This is a genomic window from Fluviirhizobium alvei, assembly GCF_030551875.1.
GTDB lineage: Bacteria > Pseudomonadota > Alphaproteobacteria > Rhizobiales > Rhizobiaceae > Rhizobium_E > Rhizobium_E alvei.
This window is the reverse complement of record NZ_JAUOZU010000001.1, coordinates 148,820-172,302: the sequence shown is the minus strand read 5'-3', so window position 1 is coordinate 172,302 and position 23,483 is coordinate 148,820. Positions and strand designations below refer to the sequence as shown.

Genomic DNA, 23,483 nt, shown 5'->3' with positions numbered 1-23,483 from the left:
TTGGCTGACAATGGCTGACCGACCACGGCTTTCGGTTTGCGTACCTTCGCGCAATCGACAGCCCTGCTTCCAGCAGACCATCCTTGATCTGATTGCCTCCGACCGCAGCAATGTGGAATTCGTCTTTGCCGACAATTCCGACGACCCGTCGGTGATGAACAGCTTTGTCGGTGCGATTTTCGATCCGCGCATCGTCTATCTCCCCTCCCTCGACCGGGTTCTGTCGATGAAGGAGAACTGGGAGCGGACGGTTGCCCGTGCGACCGGCGACTGGATCAGTGTCATCGGCGATGACGACTTTCTCGACCTCAATCTCTGCGCGCTGATCGAACGGATCGAAACCCAGTATCCTGGCGTGGAGGCGATCGGCTGGAACCGTTCGGCTTTTGAGTGGCCCGAGGCGCGAACGGTGGAGCGCAGCGGCCCGGTCACGCTCGTCAACCGCGTCCGGCCGATGCCGGTCGAGCGCATGTTCAACAGCCTTTTCCGCTGGGCAGGTGCAACGCTCCTGCCGGCCTGCCCTTTCGGCATCTACCATTCGGCAGCCTCCAGGCGCGTCATCGATCGCATCAGGGCGCGTTATGGCGAAAACCTGTTCGAGCATCCGGTGGTGGACTACGACTTCTCCCACAAGCTGATCCATCTCGGCGCGTCGCTGGTCTATGTCGAGCGCCCGCTTTCGATCCTTGGTGTCTCGAACGCCAGCAATTCGGCAGCCGCCAACGATCCGGACCGGTCCCGCGACGTGATTGCCGCCTATCGCGCCGAGAATGGCGATCGTTATGAACAGGAGGTTCGCGCGGCCGGCTTTCCCTTCGGCGGCAGCGCCAGCAATGCAGCCAACATCATGGCCGCGCAATTCTGGTTCAAGCACCACTACGGCATCGAGATCGATGGCTGGCAGGAGAACTTCCTGCGCTGCCTCGCCAACGAATGCCGGTTGCGGGAGAACAGGCAATCCTTCGACGAGATGCTGGCGCTTTGCCGGGATGGTCTGTCGCGATGGGAAGGCGGACGCTTCCTTGCCGGATTTTCACCGAGCTACCAGGAAGAGCATGGCACGATCGCGCCCGGTGGCCTGCACGGGCATGTCCTGAGGGTAAATCAGGCCATCGGCGGTGCTGCGACACCGGCAGACTTCCTGTCGATCATCCGCCAGATCCTGCCCGCCATGTCCGAACTCGACTTCACCGACGGCTGATATGCGGCGCAGAAAGCCTCACGAAAGGACCGGTGGCTAGGCTCTGCGAAACGGAGCTCCATTGATGATGACGCCTACGCTTTCGATCTGTGTTCCCTCGCGCAATCGCCAGGTCTATTTCCAGCAGACGATCAAGGCCCTGGTCGCCTCCCACCGCCCCGATGTCGAATTCATTTTCACCGACAATTCCGATGATCCATCGGTGATGAACGAATTCATCGAGCCTTATCTCGCCGATCCGCGTGTCAAATATATTCCGACCGGCGAACATATCCGGCCGATGATGGAGAACTGGGAAGTCTCGGCGGCCCGGACGAGCGGACGCTGGATCACCTTCATCGGCGACGACGATTTCATGGATCCCGAAGCCGCCGGTCTGTTCGCGCGCATCGAGGCCGCCGATCCGAGCGTCGATGCCATCGACTGGTCCAAGCTCAATTACTTCTGGCCGGACGAGGAACGCCGGGCGGTCTCGCAGCCGGTTCTGTTACAGACGGAGATTCACCGCGTTCCGAAATCCGTCCTGCGCGAACGGGCCTTCAAATGGCAATCGGCCCGCCAGGTGGTGGTCAGCGGTTTCTCGATCTATCACGGTGCGGTTTCCCGCCGCCTGTTCGACAAGATCCGCACCCTTTATGGCCGCCAGTTCGAACATCCGATCGTCGACTATGACAGCGTGATGAAGATCATCATGAATGGCGAGAATTTCGTCTTTTGCCGGCGGCCGCTGTCCGTTCTCGGTGTGTGTCCGCTCAGCCAGTCAGCCGCACTTGGCAACCGCGACAAGGCCGACAAGACCCAGGCGGACTTCCATAAAGACCATGCAATCTCGATGGATGACTGGGATTGCTACTCTGACTTCCCGTTCCGCTCCCGCCATGGCGTTACCGCCTGCATCGGTATGGTGCATCACTGGTTCTCGCGGACCTACGGGCACGATTTTTCGGGCTTCGAGGCCAATTTCGCCGAAGCCTGCGCCCACCAATGCAACCAGTCGCAGGATGAGCATCAGTTTGCCCTGTTCGAGAGCGCCTATCGCGAAGCCTTCACCTATTGGAAGGGCGGGCGCTATCTCAAGCATTTCAAGCCGGAATTCCGCAAGGCGGCACCCCAGGAGCCCTTCACCGGCTATCTCGAGCCCAATCTCTATCTGATGGAACGGTCGCGCTGGACCCGCACGGCAGGCGATTTTTACCGTCTCGCCGCCGGCATCATGGTTCCGCTGCCTACACTCGAGATCAATCTCGAACTCAAGGTTGACGAGCGTCCGCTCGATGCGATCCGGGCCGAACGGCGGGCCGCCGGGTTGCGCTGAACCCGGCCAAAACGCTCGGCAACAAAGTTGTCCGCCTCGAAGCGGAGATGGCTGAAGCGTGGTAGCACTTCTCCCCAACGGGGAAAAGGTGGCGCGACAGCGCCGGATGAGGGGGATTTGGGAGAAATGCCGGAGACGAGGGATACCCCCTCATCTGTCCTTCGGACATCTTCTCCCCGCTGGGGAGAAGAGCGAGCGAACAGTGTTCCCCTGCCAAACCAATCCAGCCTCAGTTTGTAGCGCCCGCTTAGACGCGCTTCAGGAAACCATCCGGCGAAGCGGTGATGGTGATCTTGTGTTCGATGACATGGTCGATCTTGAGATCGAGCTTTTCGCCGTCGCGGGCGGTTCGTCCTTCGCTTTCGAGCCGCTTGAGATATTCCCACACTGCCGTCTTGGGATTGTCACCCTTGCCCCAGGGGCGGTCGTTGCACATCTCATCGGGCAGGTCCTCGACGCCGGTATCCCAGACTACGCAATAGGAACCCTTCGTTACATAGGGAGCATAGAGTTCCAGCTCGTGCAGCACATGCTCGTGCGTATGGTTGGAATCGAGGAAGACCATGATGCGATCATAACCTTCCGCATGTTTTGCGATCTGCTCCATGACCTCATCGGAAACGGACGAGCCCTGGATCAGTTCGATCTTGTGGCGCATCGGATGGGCATCGATGGCGGAGCGGTTATGGGCGCGGATATCGATATCAACGCCGACGACTTTGCGGCGCGAGGCTTTCGGATCAAGAACCGAACCGGACTGGACGGCATCGCAATAGTCGAGCAGTGCCAGCATCGAGGCCGAAGTTACGAGCGAGCCGCCATGGGCGATGCCGGTCTCGATGATCAGATCCGGCCGGCAGGTCCAGATGAGTTCCTGGATCGCATAGAGATCCTGCGGCACCTGAATGACCGGGCGGCCGAGCCAGGTGAAATTCTGCGCATAGCCCTTGCGGATCGATTCCCGCACCCAGATGTTGCTGAGGCCGATAAAATCGCGATCCTCGCCGATCTTGCGGATATTGTCTGCGACGAGATTGCGGAAATGTTCGACGGGATCCAAGGCAAGTCTCCTTTGTTCAATCGACCCAGGCATAGAGCACCGTTTCCATGAGCTGCGGCGAATGGTGACGCAGGGCGAAACGGTAGTCCGGCACGAGTGATTTGAGATAGTGGCTGATGGTGGGTATGTCGGTCGGATAATGATAGACGCAGATGGCAAGGCGCGGTCGATAGGTCGCGATGGTGGATTTCGCTCCTTCGAGCAGATCCATTTCCATGCCTTCGACATCGGCCTTGATGAAACTCGCGCGCGCACCGGCCAGATAGGCGTCGAGGCTTTCGATCCGGATTTCGGTCGATCCCTCGCCATCGAGCGCCAGGCTCGTCATGTGGCCGCTCTGGCTTTCGGCCCGGGCAACGCCCGAACGCGCGCCGAGAGCCGCCGGCACGATTACGATACGGTCGTCGTCGAGCGCCCATTCCGCCTTCAACCGGTTGACGCGCAGGGCGAGTGCTTCGCGCTGTTTCGGGCCCGGCTCAAAGGCGATCGCCTTGCGGAAGATACCGTAATGGGCCCAGATGAAGCGTTCGAGACTGTCGCCGACATAGGCACCGGCATCGACATAGATTTCCGGCTCAACGCCAAGGAAGGGCGGCAGGCAGAAATACTGGTCGCGATCGAACGCTTCCTGCAGATAGCGGCGGTCACCGGTCAGCATGGTGGCGAGGACAGCGCGCAAGACACGCTGCGAACGATCGTCTGAAAGCCCGTCGTGATGCAGGGTTTCGAAGGCGGCCATTTGCCGGGCCGCCCAGAAGGCATCACAGGATACCGACGGAAGGCCAAGCCCCGCGAGCATGGCGGCCACAGCCGGAACGGCGTGACGTGCGGCGATGAAGGTGAAAGCCGGTCTTTGCTCCGCCAGATGATCGGATGAATAGACCGGCGTCCCATCGAGATGCGTACCATCGAGCGCCTTGTTGCCATCGAAGCAGCTCTCGATCTCGATGCCCAGCATCTTGAGCTGCGGCAGAGCCCAGCGTCCCAGGAAACCCATGCCATAGAGTGCTGCCGGCACCTTGCCGGCAAGCACATCCGCTGGAACCTTCGCGAGACATTGCTGCGACCAGGAGCCGATTTCTTCCCAGCTTGGGATCATGCCGACCACCTTTCTGCCGGGATGGCATAAAGGACGGCGCCGGTGCCGCACCAGCTGTGCAGCCGGAACAACAATCGATAATCCGCAAGATGTTGCGTCAGCCAATGCGCTGTCCGCCAGAGCCCGTCAGCATTGTGATAGACGGTCGCAGCGATGACCGGCCGATGGCGCGTCAACGTCTCGACACTGCCCTTGAGGGCTTCGAGTTCGTGGCCTTCAAGGTGCAGCTTGACGAAATTGGGGGCAAGAGCAAGCGAATCCAGCGGAACAACATCGGTCCAGATCGCTCCATGCTCTGAGATCTGCGAGGCGTAGCCCGCGCCCGAAAAGAAGCGCTCGCGGCCCGCCTTCGAGCCGAGTGCCAGCGGGTGAACCTTAATTCGATCCCGCCCAGCGAGCGTCTGAAGTCGCGCGTGCAGATGCACCAGATTGTCCGGATCGGGTTCGATGGCGACGATCTCCTCCCAGCGGCCCTGCATGGTCTGATCGAAAGCGGCAATCGTATCGCCATGGTGGGCGCCGCAATCGAGATAACGGGGATGATCGGGCAGAGCCGCGAGAAGTTCCGGAATGAAGAACCGGTCGCTGCCGGTCACGGGGCCAGCCTCGAATGTCCATTCCACCCGCTGGCGGCGCCAGGCGATGAACTGCAGCAGATTGGCGCGTGAGCGGTCATCGGCAAGGGTTGTAAGTGCGCGATCGATCTCTGCACAATCCTCGGCGCTGAAGGGTTCTGCGAACCAGCCGTTCGCGAGCGGATGGCGACGACGATTGCGTTCGAAATAATCGTAGAAGGGCGAGACATGGAGAAACCCTCTCGCCTCGAGGTCCCGTTCGATCGGCCGATAAGGCGCGGTTGCCACCGTCACCAAGAGATGATGCGATGCCTTAAGCGCTGCCGGCACCTCGTCGGGATGAAAGAGCCTGATCCCGCTCCAGACAGGATCTGCCTCCAGGGCCGCCGCATTGCGATCTACCGCAAAACCGATTTCGATCCCTTCGGATGTCAGGACACCGCGAGCCATCCGGCCGAGATTTCCCGCACCATAGAGTGCGATCGGCAGGTTGGCATCCGTTGCTGGGATATTCGGCTCGCCGGCAGAGATTTCGGCTAAAAGAGCGCGCGCAGCGGCAACATCCATCGGGCCGGCAACAGCTTTATCCGTCACCCGCTCCAATCTGGACGCCTGCAATGTCGCGTATTCAGGCATTATAAGCCGAATCCCCCAAGATATCCCTCCATCCATATTCCCCGCACGCTTGCCCGTGGCTATTGTCGCCATCATTCGAACACTTCTGTTCGGACAAATGGCGGAGCAACCGGGTCTCACATCCATGAAACAGGTACTGATCACCGGCGCATCCGGCTTTGTCGGCCGGCAGATTGCACGCTCTGTGCAAGCACGGGGCCATCGGTTGACGCTCGTGCTGCGTCCCGGCCGGTTTACCGATATCGGCATATCCGACGATCAGGTTCGCATCATCGAAACGGACGATCTGTTCGCCGAAAGCACCGCATGGTGGCTGGAGGCGCTCGCCGGCATCGATACCGTGATCCATGCCGCCTGGTCGGTGGTGCCGGGACGCTATCTCGACAGTCTCGACAATATCGATTGCCTGGTTGGTAGCCTGAGGCTGGCAGAAGCAGCCCGCCGGAACGGGGTGGCCCGCTTCATCGGCGTCGGCACCTGTTTCGAATATCGTCTGCCCAACGAACGGATTACAGTCGAGGCGCCGCTCGGGCCCGTCACTCTCTATTCGACAGCAAAACTGGGGCTCTACGAGCAGTTGGAAATCCGGTTCAAGGCGACCGCAACATCGTTTGCCTGGGCGCGATTGTTCTATCTTTTTGGCGAAGGTGAGCATCCGACCCGGCTTTTCCCAACATTGCATCGAAAGCTCTCGAGCGGAGAGCCGATGCAACTAAGCTCTGGAGACAAGTTGCGCGACTTCCTTGATGTCAGAGAGGCAGGCCGGATGATCGCCAGCCTTGTGGAAAATGGTCAGGAGGGACCGGTCAATATCTGCTCCGGTCAGGGTGTCACTCTTCGGGAGGTTGCCGAGACAATTGCCGATCGCTATGGCCGCCGGGATCTGCTGGCGTTCGGCTCGCAACCGGCGCATCCGCGCGATCCGATGGCCGTGGTCGGCATTTCCAACCTCGCCTCAACGTGAACGAATAGAAAAGCCCGCCGGCAGGACCGGCGGGCTCGATTTGACCTGGATAATATCGGGCGATCAGGCCGAACGGCGACCGTCGATGGAGATCGAACCTGCACCGTTTGCGGCCAGTACAAGGAAACCACCAGCGATCATCAGGTTCTTCATCATCATGAGACCGTTGAACATGGTCAGCATGCCGTTGGCTTCAGCCGGGAAGCCCGGCATTTCGATGGCGCCACCATGGAACACGAGGCCGGTGAACACGCAGAAGGCAGCGAGGAGATAAGCGGCGATGCGGGTCTGGAAGCCAACGAGGACGGCGAGGCCAGCCACGAGTTCGAAGATGCCAGCCAGATAGGCAAGAGCAGTCGCGGCCGGAAGGCCAGCGCCGGTGATCATGCCAGCAGTCATGCCGGGATCGGTCAGCTTGCCAAAGCCGGACATGATGAAGACGAACGAAAGAAGAATGCGTCCGATGAGAATGACGATGTTGTTGGCCATTGGAAGCTCCATGGGTTTGTCGTGTTTGCGATGAGACCAATAACCATGTTTTATCCGTCCATCATAGACCAGCCCAAGAACACATATTGTCAACATTGAGTGAACGATCTTCCGTCGCGAACAGAGAGCGGATCACTTGCCATTCGTCAGTTACCTCCCTATCTGACTGTGGCTCAGGCAAACCCGCTCTGCGCTGTTCCAAGGACAATTTCCGATGGCTGATCTCTCTGCATTCGCCGTAACCGGTCGCTGGCCGGCGAAAAACCCCGATATTATCCAGCTCTATTCACTCCCCACCCCGAACGGGATCAAGGTTTCTGCTGCACTCGAGGAAGCCGGTCTGGCCTACGAGCCGCATCTTGTCGATTTCGGCAAGAACGACCAGATGACGCCTGAATTCCTATCGCTCAACCCGAACAACAAGATCCCCGCGATCCTCGATCCGAACGGGCCGGACGGCAAACCCATCGGCCTGTTCGAATCCGGCCTTATCCTGCAATATCTGGCAGAGAAATCCGGCAAGCTCATGCCCGCAAGTGCTGCGGAGCGCTACGAGACCCTGCAATGGGTCCATTTTCAGATCGGCGGACTCGGTCCGATGTTCGGCCAGCTGGGTTTCTTCGTGAAGTTTGCCGGCAAGGAAATCGAGGATCCGCGTCCGCGTGAGCGCTATATCGGCGAAGCCAAGCGCCTGCTGGGGGTTCTGGAAGGCCGTCTCGAGGGCCGTGACTTCATCATGGGCGATCAATACACGATTGCCGACATCGCGATCTGGCCGTGGCTCCGGACATTGACTGGATTCTATGAGGCTGGGGACCTTGTGGGCTTCACCAACTATCCGAAGGTCGCCGCCTATCTGGATCGGACCGCCAATCGTCCCGCAAGCCTGAAGGCTGTGAATATCCCCGCGCGGGATTGAATTGACCAGAGAACAGCGGGGCGTCTTTAGTGGGCGCCCTGCGGATCCAGTTGCAGTCTCGGGTAGATGAAAACGCCCTTGATGCTGTTTATATGATCTTCGAGATGGCTCGAGGATTCCCCAACGCAGAGCACTGGTTGCCGGCTCTGCTGGCCCATGATGATCTTTGTCGAAAAGCAGAAGGATGACGGCGAGGACGATGCGTGTTCCAGCAGTTCAAGAATGCTGACACGATCCCCAGGCTCATAGCAGCGCAACAGGGTCAACAGGCCACAATCGGCACCCGATACCAGCCCGTGCAATCTCTCGCTGACATGGCCAAGCTGAAAAACGCCGTTCGAAAGATCGCCAACCCAATGATCAACGATGCAGAACTGATCCAGAGCAGGCGTCATGCCGGAGTCCGTCGCGAAATGAGGCATAGCGGCCGCCGACGACACCTTTGCTTTGGAGATGAGGAACACTCTCTTTATCCCGCTTCAAGACTATCTGGCATCACAAATAAACTATTCGGATTTGCAGCTGACGGCCAAACGCTCTAGCTGAATTCCTCCACCCAATCTCAGCGCGTTCTCCGCAACTCCATTTGGGTGCCCCAATCTGGAACGTATAAAACCTATACTGTAGCGAACGACGACAGAAAAGCAGCGCTTTGATTCTGACCGCATTGTTTATAAAGCGTTTTCAACCAACAGCAATAGTTTGTTGTTCAGTTTTTTTATAATTTGTTAATCAAACCTGGACAGGAAAAAGTGTGCTGCCAGCATAAGGCGAAAGCATTCCGAACAGCGATGTTTTCAACCAGCGCAGAAGAATATCATTCGAACACCCTTATAAGTATTTTTTCTCAACAGACTAGCGGCGTCGAGATGCAACGGCGTTGTTGTGGAACTTGCACCGCGTAAAGATTTCGCACCGCTCAAACGCTAAATCTCCAAGCATCAGGCAATGCACATTCTTCTTAGGGTTGCATTTTATTTTCGAAGAAAAAACATTTCCTCACGCATAGCGAAAATGAAATACGACGCGATAATCTCCATGGTTGCAAATGCGGGTCAGGCAGATAAACAAGCTATTGCATTTATTGCTATTTTCGAACCCGCACAACTCACAGCGGCGAAAGCTGCAACTTGACTGCCAGTTCGCGGCACGAAAAAAGGCGGCCCGGAGGCCGCCTTTCTCAATCCAATCAGCTTACGCCGATGACTTCATGTCCATGCCGCACCTTCAGGCCGGTTACGGCCTGAAGCATCTTAGTCGATGGGCGGTCTTATGGACCCTGATGTTATCGGCTGACGCCGATTACATCATGTCCATGCCGCACCTTCAGGCCGGTCACGGCCTGAAGCATCTTAGTCGATGGGCGGTCTTATGGACTTTGATGTTATCGGCTGACGCCGATTACATCATGTCCATGCCGCCCATGCCGCCCGGCATGCCGCCGGCCATCGGAGCATCCTTCTTCGGCAGCTCGGCGATCATGGCTTCAGTGGTGACCAGCAGACCGGCAACCGAAGCTGCGTCCTGCAGCGCGGTACGAACAACCTTGACCGGGTCGACGATACCCATGGCGATCATGTCGCCATATTCGCCGGTCTGGGCATTGTAGCCGAAGTTGTCGTTGTCCTTGTCGAGGATCTTGCCAACAACGATGGAGGCTTCATCACCAGCATTTTCGGCGATCTGGCGGCACGGAGCCTGCAGAGCGCGACGGATGATGTTGATGCCGGCTTCCTGGTCGTCGTTCGCACCCTTGACAGTGATCTTGGTGGACGAACGCAGCAGAGCGGTACCGCCGCCCGGCACGATGCCTTCCTGGACAGCAGCGCGGGTCGCGTTCAGAGCGTCGTCGATGCGGTCCTTCTTTTCCTTGACTTCGACTTCCGTCGAACCGCCGACGCGGATCACGGCAACGCCACCAGCGAGCTTGGCAAGACGTTCCTGCAGCTTTTCGCGGTCGTAATCAGAGGTGGTTTCTTCGATCTGTGCCTTGATCTGGGCAACACGGCCTTCGATGTCGGACTTCTGGCCAGCACCATCGACGATCGTGGTGTTTTCCTTTGTGATCGAGACCTTCTTGGCGCGGCCGAGCATGTCGAGCGTAACCGACTCGAGCTTGATGCCGATGTCTTCGGAGATCACGGTACCGCCGGTCAGGATGGCGATGTCTTCGAGCATGGCCTTGCGGCGGTCGCCGAAGCCCGGAGCCTTGACAGCAGCGATCTTGAGGCCACCACGCAGCTTGTTGACGACGAGGGTCGCAAGAGCTTCGCCTTCAACATCTTCTGCGATGATGACGAGCGGCTTGCCGGTCTGAACGACAGCTTCGAGAACCGGCAGCATGGCCTGGAGGTTCGAGAGCTTCTTCTCGTGCAGAAGCACGAAAGCGTCTTCGAGGTCAGCCACCATCTTTTCAGCGTTGGTGACGAAGTAGGGGCTCAGGTAGCCGCGGTCGAACTGCATACCTTCAACGACTTCGAGTTCGGTTTCGGCAGTCTTGGCTTCTTCAACAGTGATGACGCCTTCGTTGCCGACGCGCTGCATGGCTTCAGCAATATCGAGACCGATCTGCTTTTCGCCGTTTGCGGAAATCGTACCAACCTGGGCGACTTCTTCAGAGGTGTTGATCTTCTTGGCCTTGGCCTGGAGATCCTTGACGACTTCAGCAACAGCGAGGTCGATACCGCGCTTGAGGTCCATCGGGTTCATGCCGGCAGCAACAGCCTTTGCACCTTCGCGAACGATGGCCTGGGCCAGAACGGTCGCGGTGGTGGTGCCGTCACCGGCAATGTCGTTGGTCTTGGAAGCAACTTCGCGCACCATCTGGGCGCCCATGTTTTCGAACTTGTCTTCGAGTTCGATTTCCTTGGCGACCGACACGCCGTCCTTGGTGATGCGCGGAGCGCCGAAGGACTTGTCGATGATGACGTTACGGCCCTTCGGACCGAGGGTAACCTTCACTGCGTCTGCGAGAATGTCGACGCCGCGCAGCATCTTTTCGCGCGCAGTACGGCCGAACTTGATTTCTTTAGCTGCCATTTTAAAAACTCCCGGGCTTCAGCCCATTGGTGAATTTCGTTGATGTGGTGAGAATGGGCGGCCAATCAGCCGATGATGCCCATGATGTCGGATTCCTTCATGATCAGGTAATCCTCACCATTGAGCTTGACTTCGGTGCCGGACCACTTGCCGAACAGAACGCGATCGCCAGCCTTCACATCGAGGGCAGTCACGTTGCCCTTGTCGTCACGGATACCGGTGCCGACGGCGACGACTTCGCCTTCCTGCGGCTTTTCCTTGGCAGTGTCCGGAATGATGATGCCGCCCTTTGTCTTTTCTTCGGATTCGACGCGACGAACAACGACGCGGTCATGAAGCGGACGGAAATTGATGCTTGCCATTGTCTGTTTCCTCGATCAAATGACATTCCAGGTTTTGACCCGGATGGATTGTTTGTTAGCACTCCCCTCATGCGAGTGCCAGCGCCGTGGATTTAGGGTCGCCTCCTGGCAGAGTCAAGGATAACCGGTCGAAAATTTTTGCAACAAGGTGAACATCGGTCGAGACTGCAGCGAACGCGCAGACCCATCCTTCGGCTGTTACATGGTTCGGACAGTCCCGTGCGGTGGAGCGCATAAACAATCATGACGATGGAAGAACGTCCCCAACCGGCAACGGCCCCAAGTCTTTCCGAAGCGACCCGCGTCTGGGCCCGGATCGGCCTCTTGAGTTTCGGCGGGCCGGCCGGTCAGATCGCGCTCATGCATCGAGAACTGGTCGATGAGCGCAAATGGGTTTCGGAAAGCCGGTTTCTTCATGCCCTCAATTTCTGCATGCTTTTGCCGGGCCCGGAAGCCCAGCAGCTTGCGACCTATATCGGCTGGCTGCTGCATGGCTGGCGGGGCGGCGTGGTGGCCGGAACGCTTTTCGTTCTTCCCGGCTTTCTCGTCATTCTGCTGCTGTCGACCCTTTATACGCTCTTTGGCGAGACCTCGCTTCTGGCTGGCATCTTCTACGGCTTGAAGGCCGCCGTTCTGGTCATCGTGGTCGAAGCCTTGCTCCGGGTCGGCCGTCGATCGCTGAAGAGCACGCTGGCACGCTTTCTGGCGTTGGCTGCCTTTCTCGCGCTCTTTCTGTTTTCGACGCCCTTCCCGCTTGTGATCCTCACGGCGGGGCTCATCGGTTTATTCGTCTCACGCGCTCGGCCGGGTCTTATTGCAGGCCCCACCGGCCATGGATCGGCAAGCACGGACGATCTTGCGCCGCCAGCGCCGGCGAGCCTGAGTGGAGCCTTGAAGACCATCGCGATCTGGGGCGGGCTCTGGCTCCTGCCCTTCCTGGTGATTGCTATCCTGTCGCCAGGCGGGGCTTATGCGGAAATCACCGCTTTCTTCTCAAAAATGGCAGTGGTTACCTTTGGCGGTGCCTATGCGGTGCTTGCCTATGTCGGCCAGCAGGCGGTCGGCCATTTCGGTTGGCTGGCCCCCGGAGAAATGCTGGACGGGCTCGGGCTAGCGGAAACCACGCCAGGACCGCTGGTCCTGGTGCTGAGTTTCGTCGGTTTTTTGGCGGGTTATCGCAATCCGGGCCTTCTCTATCCGCTCGGCGGCGGATTTGCCGGTGCGTTTCTTGCGACATGGGTGACCTTCGTCCCCTGCTTCCTCTGGATTTTTCTCGGCGCCCCTCATATCGAAAAGCTGCGCAACAAGCCGGCGCTCAACGGTGCCCTGACCGCCATATCCGCAGCGGTTGTCGGTGTCATCCTCAATCTGGCGATCTGGTTTTCCCTGCATGTGCTGTTTCGAGAAATGCAGGCCGTTGCCCTTGGGCCCTTGAGACTGGATCTGCCGCTGGCGTCCAGTCTCGATCCCTACGCTCTCGTTCTTTCGGTCGTGGCAGGCTACCTGCTCCTCCGGCTCCATTTGAGCATTCCATTGGTGCTTGGCATCTGCGCGGCTGCCGGGCTCGCAATCCTGCACTTTTCAGCTTGAAGCGATTGCCGCGCCTTGAATTGGAAAGGGCACCCTTTGACGAGTGCCCTTCCGACCGTCAGGTGTTTTCAACGATCTCTACCGGAGCCTCGGCAGTGATCGCAGCCTTGCGACGGGCCCGCCAGTCCCCGAGAAAGAGCAGAATCGGAGCGGCGATGAAGACCGATGAGGAGGCTGCAATGAAGATGCCGAACACCATGGGAATGGCGAAACTCTCGACCGCACTGCCACCCCAGATCGCCATCGGCAGCATGGCAAGGAATGCCGTCGCCGAGGTATAGAGACTGCGCGCCAGTGTTTCGTTGATCGACAGATTGATCAGGTCCCTAAACGGCATCGCCTTGTATAGGCGCATGTTTTCGCGCATGCGATCATAGACGACCACCTTGTCATTGACCGAATAGCCGACCAGCGTCAGCAGTGCCGCGATGGCCGTAAGATTGAAATCCAGCCCGGTCAGGGCAAAGAATCCCACGGTCTTCGTCACATCGAGAATGAGCGTTGCGATTGCTCCCACGGCAAACGGCCATTCAAACCGCCACCAGATATAGACGAGCATGGCGAGGCTCGCGAGAATGACCGAGATGATGCCGGCAGAGGCGAGTTCGCCACTGACTTTCGGCCCGACCACTTCCGTTCGCTGGATCTCGGAGGTCGGATCGATCTTGACGATCTCGGCCTTCATCCGCTCGACGGCCTCGGTCTGGGCACTTTCGGGGCCAGGCTGACGCTCGACACGCAGGAGGATATGATTGCGGTCGCCAAATTCCTGCAACGCGACCTCTCCCAACCCGAGCCCCTCAAGACCGGAGCGAAAGGCTGCGAGATCGGCGGCGTCTTTCGTCGAGACCTCGATCTGGATCCCGCCCTTGAAATCGACACCGTAGTTGAGGCCGGGATTGAAGAAGAGGATGACGGAGGAGATCGACAAGAAGGCTGAGACGCCAATGCCGAAGAAGCGGGCTTTCATGAAGTCGAACCGCGTTCCATCCGGGATCAGCCGGAAGGGCATGAGCGGCTTTATCTCGATCGTCTTGAGCTTCCTGCGGCTGGCAATCGCGACCATCGCCACGCGAACGACAGAGACTGCGGTAAACATCGAAATGGCGATGCCGAGCCCCATCGTGACGGCAAAGCCGCGCACCGGGCCTGACCCGAACCAGAACAGCAGCACCGTTGCGATCAGCGCCGTGACATTGCTGTCAATGATGGTCGAATAGGCCTTGTTGAAACCCTGGTCGATGGCTGCGAAGGCACCTTTGCCCTTTCGCGTCTCCTCCCGAATACGTTCGTTGATCAGCACGTTGGCATCCACTGCCAACCCGATCCCCAGCACGATACCCGCAATGCCGGGCAGGGTCAGGGTTGCTCCCACCAACGTAAGGCCTGCGAAGGTGAGGATGACGTTCAGCGCCAGCGCCAGCACGGCGAGCAGACCCCAGGCACCGTAAAGCGCGATGATGAAGCCCATGACGAGCGCAAACCCGACGAGACCGGACAGAATGCCCATCTCGATCGCATCCGAACCGAGATCCGCGCCCACCGTTCGTTCTTCGATGACCGTCAGCTTGGCTGGAAGCGCGCCGGCGCGCAGAAGCGCCGAGAGCGTGTTGGCCTCCGTTACGGTGAAGCTGCCGGAAATCTGGCCGGCGCCGCCGGTGATCGGCTCGCGGATGACCGGAGCGCTCAGGACCTTGTCATCGAGGACAATGGCGAAGGGGTTGCCAATGTTCTGACGGGTAATCTCGGCGAACCGGCGCGCGCCCGTCTGATCGAAGCGGAAACTGACGACCGGCTGGCCATCCTGCGGATCGAAGGCAACGCGTGCATCCGTCAGTCGGTCACCGGCCAACTGAACCCGCATGTCGACCGGATAGTCGCGGCCCTGTTCGTCCTTGAGCATACGGACGCCGGAAGCGCCCGGCTGGCCAAGCATGTGGAAGCTCATCTTCGCCGTCGAGCCCAGCAGCGCTCTCAGGTTCGATGGATCCTGTTCGCCCGGCAACTGGACCAGAACGCGATCAAGACCAACACGCTGGATGGTCGGTTCGGCAACGCCGACCTGATCGACACGCTGGCGGATGATCTCGAGGCTCTGATCGACAGCGCCGCTCAGGCGGTGGGTAATGCCCGCCTCTGTCGGACGCACGGCGATGGTGCCATTCGCCTGGCCAGCCACCTGAAGATCGGCTTCGGCAGCCATGGCGCCGAGCGCGACCTGGTTGGTGAGCTTGTTGAGTTCGGCGAGCGCCTTGTCCCGGTCCTGCGGGTCGGCAAGCGTTACAATCACCGCTTCGCCGCTGCGCCGGACCGAAGCCGGATTGATCTTGCTATCCCGCAGATTGCTGCGGGCCTCCTGCGCGAGATTTTGCAGCCAGTCCTCGATGAGGGCCGCACGATCGACCTCAAGCACCAGATGCGAGCCGCCACGGAGATCAAGACCGAGCGACACCTTCTTGTCTGGCAGCCAGCCGGGCCAGCGATCCAATGTCTGCTGGGGGAGAATATTGGGAAGAGCGACCAACAGGCCGACAAGGATGACGACCAGATAGGTCATCACCTTCCAGGGTGAATTTTTCAATGTATGTTCCAGTCAAATTCGGGGTCGCATGGCAACGTGGCCCTGAAGCGATGGTCGACATCGCTCTCAGGATGTCCGGTTCACCAAGGGACCGATCATCAAGACAAGCCGCAAATGCCATTGCGGCGATGAGGATCAGCAGGAACGGGCCGGCGGCGCGCGCGGTTGATAGGACGAGGTGACGGCAAACGCATGGTCATCATCGCCAGCGGGAGTGCGATAGGGAACAGCGACCTGCGCGACCTGCCATTCGGCGGAATGCGGCAACCAGCCATCAGGTCCACCAGACCATCCCGCTTTGGCAAGGGTCTTGCGCTCCGGCGAGGAGAAAGTCCGCAACGCATCCCAGCGCGACTGGAGGACATGGGCGGCGGAGGCGGGCATCGCCGACATCGATTGTCGGGAGGCAGGTGCAGTCTGCTCCGGCACAAGAGCGCCTGAGAAGAACAGGAAGACGAGCAGCAGCAATGCCTGGCCGGCTGCAAGGGCAAACCGTACCGGGCTAGTCTGTCTTTCTGCCGCGCCTTCTTCGCCCAGCACCAACCGTCTCCATAAGCGCCCGACTGATCCGGGCCATGTTCACCTTTAACATTCCAATATGGGTGTGTCGCGCCGAATAACCCAGCCTGTCGCGCAAAAAGCCTTGATTCATCGGTCTGGATCGCGCATCCGAAGTCTGGGCCGATGCTGATCGCGCCGAACCTCGTGGATCTTCAATGGCATCTGAAAAGAAAACCGTCTCCGCATCTGCCGGCAAAACCTTTGCGACCATCGTCAATCTCTGGCCCTACATGTGGCCGTCGGATCGGGCGGACCTCAAATTGCGGGTGGCGCTGGCCACATTGTTCCTGATCCTGTCGAAACTGGTGCTTCTGTCGGTTCCCTACTTTTTCAAATGGTCGACCGATGCCTTGAGCGGCGGCCTCGATCCGCTCAAGAATCCCCTGCCCTACGCGCTCGGCGCCATCACGCTGGTCGCGGCCTACAATCTCGCCCGCGTCATCCAGGCCGGGTTCAACCAGTTGCGCGATACGCTCTTTGCCAGCGTGGGCCAGCATGCGGTGCGCCAGCTTGCCTACAAGACCTTCCTGCACCTGCACCAGCTTTCGCTACGGTTTCACCTCGAGCGCCGCACCGGTGGTCTGTCGCGCGTCATCGAGCGCGGAACGAAGGGGATCGAGACGATCGTCCGCTTCGTCATTCTCAATACCCTGCCAACCCTGTTCGAACTGTGTCTGACCGCGGTGATCCTGGTCTGGACCTACGGCATCGCCTATTTTGCGGTGACCGTGATCATGGTCGTCGCCTATGTAACCTTCACCATCAAGGCCAGCAACTGGCGGATCGATATCCGCCGATCGATGAATTCCTCCGATGCCGAGGCCAATTCCAAGGCAATCGACTCGCTCCTGAATTTCGAGACGGTGAAGTATTTCGGCAACGAAGCGATGGAGGCCAAGCGCTTCGACCAATCGATGGAACATTATGAAAAATCGGCCACCCAGGTCTGGACCTCGCAAGGGTTCCTGAACTTCGGCCAGATTGTCATCTTCTCCATCGGCATGATGGTGATAATGACCATGTCGGCGATCGCCATTCGCAATGGAACCCAGACGATCGGCGACTTCGTCTTCATCAATGCGCTTCTGATGCAGCTTGCCTTGCCGCTTGGCGTCATCGGCTTCGTCTATAGCGAGGTGCGCCAGGGGCTCGCCAATCTCGAACATATGTTCGACCTTCTCGACATGGACCCGGAAGTGGTGGATGCAGCCGATGCCAGGCCGCTCGCTATTGATCGGGGTGCCATCTCCTTCCGCGACGTCCAATTCGCCTATGATCCGGCCCGCCCCATCCTCAAGGGGATCTCGTTCGACATTCCCGCCGGGCATACGGTTGCCGTCGTTGGCCCATCCGGCGCTGGAAAATCCACCCTGTCGCGGCTGCTTTACCGCTTCTATGACATCCAGGACGGCGCCATCACCATCGACGGGCAGGATGTGCGCTCGGTCACCCAGACCAGCTTGCGTGCAGCCATCGGCATGGTGCCGCAGGATACGGTGCTGTTCAACGACACGATCGGCTACAATATCCGTTATGGCCGCATCGATGCCAGCCAGGCGGAGGTCGAGCAGGCGGCGCAGATCGCCCAGGTCGATCAGTTCATCAAGACCCTGCCGGACGGCTATAAATCCATGGTGGGCGAACGGGGTCTGAAACTCTCCGGCGGCGAGAAACAACGGGTGGCGATCGCTCGCACCATCCTCAAGGCGCCGCCGATCCTCATCCTCGACGAGGCGACCTCGGCACTCGACACCCGCACCGAGCAGGATATCCAGGCCGCGCTCGACGAAGTGTCGAAGAACCGCACCACGCTCGTCATCGCCCATCGGCTCTCGACCGTCATCCATGCCGATGAGATCATCGTGCTCAAGGGCGGCACGATTGCCGAACGTGGCACCCATTCGGACCTGCTGGCCCAGAATGGCCTTTATGCCTCGATGTGGAACCGCCAGCTCGAAGCCGCCCGTGCCGAAGAACAACTGAAAGAGGTTCGAGCGCGCGCCGAACTGCCCTGATTTGCTCTTTCGCACCGTGATTCGGCTCTGACCCCGGCCCGTTCGAGCCGGCCACCAGCCGACGTTTTTCCCGATCGAACAGCGATCGAACCGCCATCCAAACGCCTGATCCGCCTGCCTGCCGGGCCCAGTTTCGCACCAGTTGCCATTCCTAGACCCGTTGTTTCCGACAAACAGGATAACGATAATGGCAGTTCTTGGCCTGACCAAAACCGTTAGCAGCCTGTCAGCAATTGCCGGCACAGCTTACACGGATCAAATCACCCTCACGGCAGCAGTCGAGGGCGGAAAGCTCGATCTCAAAGGCGGCTACGACATTCTCCGCCTCGCAGCTTTCGACAACACAATCACGGTCCTCAACATCGAGTCGATTGTCGGCAAAGGGGGCGATGACAAGATCATCTTCCGCAGCGCGCTCACCCAGGGGAACATTCACCTCGGTGGCGGCGATGACAAGCTCATTCTGTCTGACTATGGCGCAACGGCGACAATCAGCAATATCGAGACGGTGATCGGCGGCGATGCGACCGAGGTCCTCTATTTCAAAAGCGCGGCCAAAGGGGTGAGCATCGATCTCGGTTCCGGCAACGACCGGCTTTTCCTGGACGATGCCGGCAGCACGATCACCGTTGCCAATGTGGAAACAATCAATGGCGGCAACGGAACCGATATCGTGACCATCGAGGGAGCCTTCAATGGCTATATCAACCTCTCCGGCGGGCAGGATCGGCTGACCTTCGGCGATTCCGGCGTGACGGCGAGGCTCAGCGGCGTTGAAACGCTGGTTTCCGGCGCCGGAGATGACCAGTTCACCATCATGACGCAGGTCACGAAATCCACGTATGACGGCGGTGACGGCGACGGCAACGACATCCTGCGCCTGGGAAACTTTGCCAATACGCTCACAGCCAGCAATTTCGAAACGATCTACGGCGGAAGTGCCGACGACGTCATCATCCTGAAAACCGCCGCGAAAGGCGGGCTCATCTCCCTGGGTGGCGGGCGCGACCAGCTGACGCTCGCCAACTACAAGAACTCCGTCAATGTATCGCTCGTGGAAACCGTCATCGGTGGAAGCAAGGCCGATACGGTGGTTTTCACCTCCGCCATGGTCGGTGGTCTTGTCGATCTCAAGGCCGGCAATGACGCGCTTTACCTTTCCGATCTTGGCGGCACCCTGACCGTGAAGAATGTGGAAACAATCATTGGCGGCCTCAAGAACGATACGATCACGCTTGGCAACAAGGCGACCGGTGTCTCGATCGATCTTGGTGAGGGCCGGAACAAGCTGGTCCTCGGCAACTTTGCCAACAGCGTCGACGCGGTCAATGTCGATACGGTCCTCGGCGGCAACTCGTCCGATATCGTGGTCCTGAAGGCCAGTATGACGGGTGGCACCGTCTCACTCGGTGCCGGCCAGGATACACTCTACATGGCGGATGGTGGCAACACGATCACCCTGCAGGATGTCGAAACGATCTGGGGCGGTTCGGGTGACGACACGGTCACCATTCGCGGGACGTCCCTGAAGGCCACGATCGACCTTGGCGATGGTGATGACACGCTCACCATCACCGCTAGCGGAACAACGCTGGCGGTTGCCAATGTGGAGACGATCAAGGGCGGCGCCGCAACCGACCATATTACGCTGGCGAACGCCGTCACCGGCTTCTACGCCAACCTTCAGGGCGGAACAGACACGCTGAACCTGGCGGCGGGCTACAATGAGCTGACGATCCTCGGCATTGAAACCGTGACCGGCAATTCGGGCAAGGACACCGTGACCTTCGATGGCGTGGCCGCCTCCTACCTCGATCTGAAAGGGGGCGGAGACCTCGTACAGTTCGACCAGCTTGGCGGAACCATCACCGCTCTCAACATCGAGACCATTCTTGGCAACAGCGGCAATGACAATGTCATCCTGTCGGGAACGGCCAGCGGAATTTTCATCGACCTGGGCGAAGGGATCGACACCGTCACCCTCTCGAACACCGCGTCGACCGTGACACTCGCAAATGTGGAGACGATCACGGGTCTGGCCGCTGCCGACACGGTTTTCCTGCAAGGGTCCTATGTCGATCTCTATGTCGATCTCGGGCGTGGCAATGACAGGCTGGTCCTTGATGATGACGGCACAACCGTGCGCATCAGCAATGTCGAAACCGTGACCGGCGGCGACGGCAGCGATCATCTGCAACTGGTCGGCGCCTATGCCAGCGGATACTTTGACCTCGGCGCCGGTGACGATCAGGTGAGCATCGGCGATGCCGGCGCGACCATTACCATCGTCAATGTCGAGACCGTTACTGGCGGGACCGGAAGCGATCGGGTCACCATGGTGTCAGGCAACGCCTATCTTTCCCTGGGGGACGGTATCGACCAGGTCACGTTCGGTGACAATGGCGTGACGGCAACCGTTCTCGGTGTCGAGACGGTCACCGGCGGTAGCGGAGACGATGTCCTCTATATCGATGAGGCATCGAGCGGTATGTTCGTGCGTTTGCGTGGCGGCGATGACACCGTTGTGATCAACGCACTCGATATCACGGTCACCCTGTCGACGGTGGAAACGGTCATCGGCAGTTCCGGCGCCGATACCGTCCTGTTCCAGGACGGGATCACCAGCGGTCGGATCGATCTCGGCAACGGGCTGGATACGCTCCGGCTCGCCAATGCCTACAATTCCATTTCGGTGCTCGACACAGAGACAATCTATGGCGGCAACCTGTCTGATATCGTCACGCTCGAGAACGCGCTCGAAAACGGCTATGTCGATCTCGGCGGTGGAAATGACCTCCTGGACATCTCCGCCGGCGGCGCCACGTTGACCGCACTGCGCGTTGAAACCCTGATCGGTTCGGCGGGCGACGACGTCATCACGATCGGCAGTGCCATTGCCGGCGGCACCTACGATCTCGGAGAGGGTGAAGACAGGCTCGAGTGGAGCACGGCGGGCGTCACGATCAATCTCTCTGATGCCGAATATGTAACGGGTGGGGATTTTACCGATTCCGTCACCCTGCTGACGGCATTCTTCAACGGCATGATCGATCTTGGCGGCGGATCAGACCGTCTGGCTCTCGCCAGTTATGACAATACGGTCACTATTGGCAATATCGAGACGGTGACCGGTGGTAGCGGCGATGACAGGATCATCGTCGAAAACGCCGCCATGAACGGTATCGTCAATCTCGGAGCGGGCAACGATGAATTGTTCCTCTCCAATTTCGGATCTCTCGTTACGGTCCTGAATATCGAGACGATTGTGGGCGGAACCGGGTCGGACCGCGTTGTTTTCAATAGCATCGCCAGCGGTGTCCATATCGACCTTGGCGATGAGGCCGACCGGGTGCAACTCGGCAACTTCGTGAATACGATCACCGTCACGAATGTCGAAACCGTGGCCGGTGGTTCGGGTGCCGATCATGTGACGGTGGAAGGCGAAATCTATGATGGAACCTTCAATCTCGGCGGCGGACAGGATATCCTGACATTTGGAGCCACGGCCCAAGCCACCGTCAGCGGCGTCGAGACACTCTGGGGTTCGGGCGATGACGATACAATCACCTATTCAGGCTCGATCTCCAACGCCTATATCGATCTTGGCGGCGGCGAGGACTACCTGATCCTGAACAGCGCATCGACGATTACTGCAATCAATGTCGAGAACATCACCGGAAGTGCATCGACGGATGTCATCTACCTGAGCGGCAACAAGAATACGCGAATCGATCTCGGATCAGGCTCCGATACGATCTATATGGGGTCTGGCATCGACAAGGTCACAGGGGCAGCCGGAGCGGATACGTTCGTGTTCACGTCGGTCAGCCAGTCGACCGCCGCAAGCACCGACGAGATTACCGATTTCACCGTCGGTTCGGATGTCCTGAAGTTCGAAGGCTTGCTCGCCGGCACCTTCAACTATCTCGGCACCACACAAACCTGGACCAGCAACGGCAACTCGGAAGCCTATTTCCGTGCCGCCAACACCACGCTTTATGTCGATACGAACGGTGACGGCAGCGCTGACATGGCAATCAAGCTCACCGGGGTTCAGGCGGCAACGTTGACGGCAAACGATTTCCTCTGGACCTGATCGGAGCCGACAATCCCGGTCCGGCGGTGTGCGAGAATGTCACCCGCCGGACTGTTTTATGGCTTGTTTTCGGCGCCGGCTTTTGCGAATTGAGGCTTCGCGAAATTCTGGAGTGGAAGAATGGCCGAACGGATCGAACGCCTTGACGAGGTTTCGTCGCGCTACGACGTGATCCTGTGCGATGTCTGGGGCGTCTTGCACAATGGCGTCGATGCCTTTCCGCATGCGTCCGTTGCGCTTTCTTCGGCCCGCAAGGCGGGTCTCAGCGTCATCCTCATCACAAACTCCCCCCGTCCGGGTGAAAGCGTGCGCCACCAGCTCGATCTGATCGGGGTAACGGGCGACGCCTATGATGCGATCGTTTCCTCCGGCGACGTGACCCGCAAGCTGATCGCGGAAGGTCCGAAGTCCATCTTCTTCCTCGGGCCGGACCGGGACATGAACCTTCTCGATGGTACCGGCGCCAGGCCGGTCGAGGAGGAGAATGCCGAGGCCATCATCTGCACCGGTTTCTTTGACGATGAGGTCGAAACGCCCGAAACGCACAGTGCCCTGCTGAAGCGTCTTGCCGATCGCGGCCTGCCGCTGATCTGCGCCAATCCCGACCTCGTGGTCGAACGCGGCGAACGGCTGATCCCGTGTGCGGGAGCAGTCGCGGCCTATTACGAAACGCTGGGCGGCAAAACCCGCATTGCCGGCAAGCCGCATGCGCCCATCTATGCTGCGGCGCTCGAACTCGCCCAGGCAAAACGCGGCCCGGTTGCCGACGACAGGGTGCTCGCGATCGGAGACGGCATGCCGACCGATGTCAAGGGCGCTCTCGACCGTGGCCTTGACCTGCTCTACATTTCGGCCGGCATTCATGCCCGCGATTACATGTTGGGCGGCATGACCGATGAGGCAGCGCTTTCGCGCTTCCTGGAAAGCCATGACGCCGATCCGCGCTACTGGATGCCGCGACTGGCCTGACCGGAAAGGAGC

General features: G+C 59.2%; 18 protein-coding genes. 9 read left to right on the top strand and 9 right to left on the bottom strand.

Features of this window, described 5'->3' with window-relative positions; genetic code table 11:
- The first annotated feature begins 10 nt into the window (after positions 1–10).
- Together Q4481_RS00810 and Q4481_RS00805 are read left to right on the top strand one after the other, a co-directional pair.
- A complete protein-coding gene (locus Q4481_RS00810; protein WP_304374304.1) occupies positions 11–1,201 on the top strand; it encodes a glycosyltransferase in 1,191 nt (396 codons plus the stop codon).
- Positions 1,202–1,265: 64 nt separating this feature from the next.
- On the top strand, positions 1,266–2,516 hold the full coding sequence (locus Q4481_RS00805; RefSeq protein WP_304374303.1) for a glycosyltransferase: 1,251 nt from the start codon (positions 1,266–1,268) through the stop codon (positions 2,514–2,516).
- Between the two features lie 247 nt (positions 2,517–2,763).
- Here the strand turns inward: Q4481_RS00805 and Q4481_RS00800 are convergent, their stop codons facing one another.
- Genes Q4481_RS00800 through Q4481_RS00790 form a run of 3 tightly spaced genes read right to left on the bottom strand, consistent with a single transcriptional unit; the run spans position 2,764 to position 5,844 of the window.
- Positions 2,764–3,576 (bottom strand): cephalosporin hydroxylase family protein, encoded by an 813-nt coding sequence (locus tag Q4481_RS00800; RefSeq protein ID WP_304374302.1) that lies wholly within the window; start codon positions 3,574–3,576, stop codon positions 2,764–2,766.
- A 16-nt stretch (positions 3,577–3,592) separates the two neighbouring features.
- Positions 3,593–4,675: an FkbM family methyltransferase gene (locus tag Q4481_RS00795; RefSeq protein WP_304374300.1), complete on the bottom strand. Its 1,083-nt coding sequence runs from the start codon at positions 4,673–4,675 to the stop codon at positions 3,593–3,595.
- Positions 4,672–5,844: an FkbM family methyltransferase gene (locus Q4481_RS00790; protein WP_304374298.1), complete on the bottom strand. Its 1,173-nt coding sequence runs from the start codon at positions 5,842–5,844 to the stop codon at positions 4,672–4,674. Before Q4481_RS00790 ends, Q4481_RS00795 begins: the two co-directional genes overlap by 4 nt.
- A 166-nt stretch (positions 5,845–6,010) precedes the next feature.
- Here Q4481_RS00790 and Q4481_RS00785 point away from each other — a divergent pair, with 166 nt between their 5' ends.
- Entirely contained in the window at positions 6,011–6,850 is an 840-nt protein-coding gene (locus Q4481_RS00785; RefSeq protein ID WP_304374297.1) for an NAD-dependent epimerase/dehydratase family protein, read from the top strand.
- A gap of 63 nt (positions 6,851–6,913) precedes the next feature.
- On the opposite strand, the gene Q4481_RS00780 is transcribed toward Q4481_RS00785, so the two are convergent.
- Positions 6,914–7,339 carry a DoxX family protein gene (locus Q4481_RS00780; RefSeq protein ID WP_304374296.1) on the bottom strand — a complete coding sequence of 142 codons (426 nt, stop codon included), beginning with the start codon at positions 7,337–7,339 and terminating at the stop codon, positions 6,914–6,916.
- Between the two features lie 214 nt (positions 7,340–7,553).
- Between Q4481_RS00780 and Q4481_RS00775 the strand changes: the two genes are divergently transcribed.
- Positions 7,554–8,258, top strand: coding sequence for a glutathione S-transferase family protein (locus Q4481_RS00775; protein WP_304374295.1), 705 nt, complete (start codon positions 7,554–7,556; stop codon positions 8,256–8,258).
- Between the two features lie 26 nt (positions 8,259–8,284).
- On the opposite strand, the gene Q4481_RS00770 is transcribed toward Q4481_RS00775, so the two are convergent.
- Positions 8,285–8,653, bottom strand: coding sequence for a hypothetical protein (locus Q4481_RS00770; RefSeq protein WP_304374294.1), 369 nt, complete (start codon positions 8,651–8,653; stop codon positions 8,285–8,287).
- Between the two features lie 553 nt (positions 8,654–9,206).
- Between Q4481_RS00770 and Q4481_RS00765 the strand changes: the two genes are divergently transcribed.
- A complete protein-coding gene (locus tag Q4481_RS00765; protein ID WP_304374293.1) occupies positions 9,207–9,392 on the top strand; it encodes a hypothetical protein in 186 nt (61 codons plus the stop codon).
- 267 nt (positions 9,393–9,659) lie between these two features.
- On the opposite strand, the gene groL is transcribed toward Q4481_RS00765, so the two are convergent.
- The gene (groL, locus tag Q4481_RS00760) at positions 9,660–11,297 is read right to left on the bottom strand and encodes a chaperonin GroEL (RefSeq protein ID WP_304374291.1); all 1,638 of its coding nucleotides are present in this window, start codon (positions 11,295–11,297) and stop codon (positions 9,660–9,662) included.
- 65 nt (positions 11,298–11,362) lie between these two features.
- Positions 11,363–11,659, bottom strand: coding sequence for a co-chaperone GroES (gene groES, locus Q4481_RS00755; protein WP_304374290.1), 297 nt, complete (start codon positions 11,657–11,659; stop codon positions 11,363–11,365).
- Between the two features lie 249 nt (positions 11,660–11,908).
- Here groES and chrA point away from each other — a divergent pair, with 249 nt between their 5' ends.
- Positions 11,909–13,249: a chromate efflux transporter gene (gene chrA, locus Q4481_RS00750; RefSeq protein ID WP_438269958.1), complete on the top strand. Its 1,341-nt coding sequence runs from the start codon at positions 11,909–11,911 to the stop codon at positions 13,247–13,249.
- 58 nt (positions 13,250–13,307) lie between these two features.
- Here the strand turns inward: chrA and secD are convergent, their stop codons facing one another.
- Positions 13,308–15,830, bottom strand: a complete 2,523-nt coding sequence (gene secD, locus Q4481_RS00745; RefSeq protein WP_304374286.1) for a protein translocase subunit SecD — start codon at positions 15,828–15,830, stop codon at positions 13,308–13,310.
- Positions 15,831–15,965: 135 nt separating this feature from the next.
- Positions 15,966–16,370 carry a hypothetical protein gene (locus Q4481_RS00740; protein WP_304374284.1) on the bottom strand — a complete coding sequence of 135 codons (405 nt, stop codon included), beginning with the start codon at positions 16,368–16,370 and terminating at the stop codon, positions 15,966–15,968.
- 176 nt (positions 16,371–16,546) lie between these two features.
- Between Q4481_RS00740 and Q4481_RS00735 the strand changes: the two genes are divergently transcribed.
- The 3 genes from Q4481_RS00735 (at position 16,547) to Q4481_RS00725 (ending at position 23,471) form a co-directional block, all read left to right on the top strand.
- Positions 16,547–18,406, top strand: a complete 1,860-nt coding sequence (locus tag Q4481_RS00735) for an ABCB family ABC transporter ATP-binding protein/permease (protein WP_304374283.1) — start codon at positions 16,547–16,549, stop codon at positions 18,404–18,406.
- Positions 18,407–18,593: 187 nt separating this feature from the next.
- Positions 18,594–22,502 carry a beta strand repeat-containing protein gene (locus Q4481_RS00730; protein WP_304374282.1) on the top strand — a complete coding sequence of 1,303 codons (3,909 nt, stop codon included), beginning with the start codon at positions 18,594–18,596 and terminating at the stop codon, positions 22,500–22,502.
- Between the two features lie 120 nt (positions 22,503–22,622).
- Positions 22,623–23,471: a TIGR01459 family HAD-type hydrolase gene (locus Q4481_RS00725; RefSeq protein WP_304374281.1), complete on the top strand. Its 849-nt coding sequence runs from the start codon at positions 22,623–22,625 to the stop codon at positions 23,469–23,471.
- Positions 23,472–23,483: the final 12 nt, after the last annotated feature.

What these genes read in the sequence shown, in the direction of transcription:
- Q4481_RS00785 (WP_304374297.1), top strand. Translation starts at nt 6,011, where the DNA reads ATGAAACAGGTACTGATCACCGGCGCATCCGGCTTTGTCGGCCGGCAG.
- Q4481_RS00765 (WP_304374293.1), top strand. Translation starts at nt 9,207, where the DNA reads ATGCACATTCTTCTTAGGGTTGCATTTTATTTTCGAAGAAAAAACATT.
- chrA (WP_438269958.1), top strand. Translation starts at nt 11,909, where the DNA reads ATGGAAGAACGTCCCCAACCGGCAACGGCCCCAAGTCTTTCCGAAGCG.
- groES (WP_304374290.1), bottom strand. Translation starts at nt 11,659, where the DNA reads ATGGCAAGCATCAATTTCCGTCCGCTTCATGACCGCGTCGTTGTTCGT.
- groL (WP_304374291.1), bottom strand. Translation starts at nt 11,297, where the DNA reads ATGGCAGCTAAAGAAATCAAGTTCGGCCGTACTGCGCGCGAAAAGATG.
- Q4481_RS00735 (WP_304374283.1), top strand. Translation starts at nt 16,547, where the DNA reads ATGGCATCTGAAAAGAAAACCGTCTCCGCATCTGCCGGCAAAACCTTT.
- Q4481_RS00795 (WP_304374300.1), bottom strand. Translation starts at nt 4,675, where the DNA reads ATGATCCCAAGCTGGGAAGAAATCGGCTCCTGGTCGCAGCAATGTCTC.
- Q4481_RS00805 (WP_304374303.1), top strand. Translation starts at nt 1,266, where the DNA reads ATGATGACGCCTACGCTTTCGATCTGTGTTCCCTCGCGCAATCGCCAG.
- Q4481_RS00725 (WP_304374281.1), top strand. Translation starts at nt 22,623, where the DNA reads ATGGCCGAACGGATCGAACGCCTTGACGAGGTTTCGTCGCGCTACGAC.
- Q4481_RS00730 (WP_304374282.1), top strand. Translation starts at nt 18,594, where the DNA reads ATGGCAGTTCTTGGCCTGACCAAAACCGTTAGCAGCCTGTCAGCAATT.
- Q4481_RS00810 (WP_304374304.1), top strand. Translation starts at nt 11, where the DNA reads ATGGCTGACCGACCACGGCTTTCGGTTTGCGTACCTTCGCGCAATCGA.
- Q4481_RS00775 (WP_304374295.1), top strand. Translation starts at nt 7,554, where the DNA reads ATGGCTGATCTCTCTGCATTCGCCGTAACCGGTCGCTGGCCGGCGAAA.
- Q4481_RS00780 (WP_304374296.1), bottom strand. Translation starts at nt 7,339, where the DNA reads ATGGCCAACAACATCGTCATTCTCATCGGACGCATTCTTCTTTCGTTC.
- Q4481_RS00770 (WP_304374294.1), bottom strand. Translation starts at nt 8,653, where the DNA reads ATGACGCCTGCTCTGGATCAGTTCTGCATCGTTGATCATTGGGTTGGC.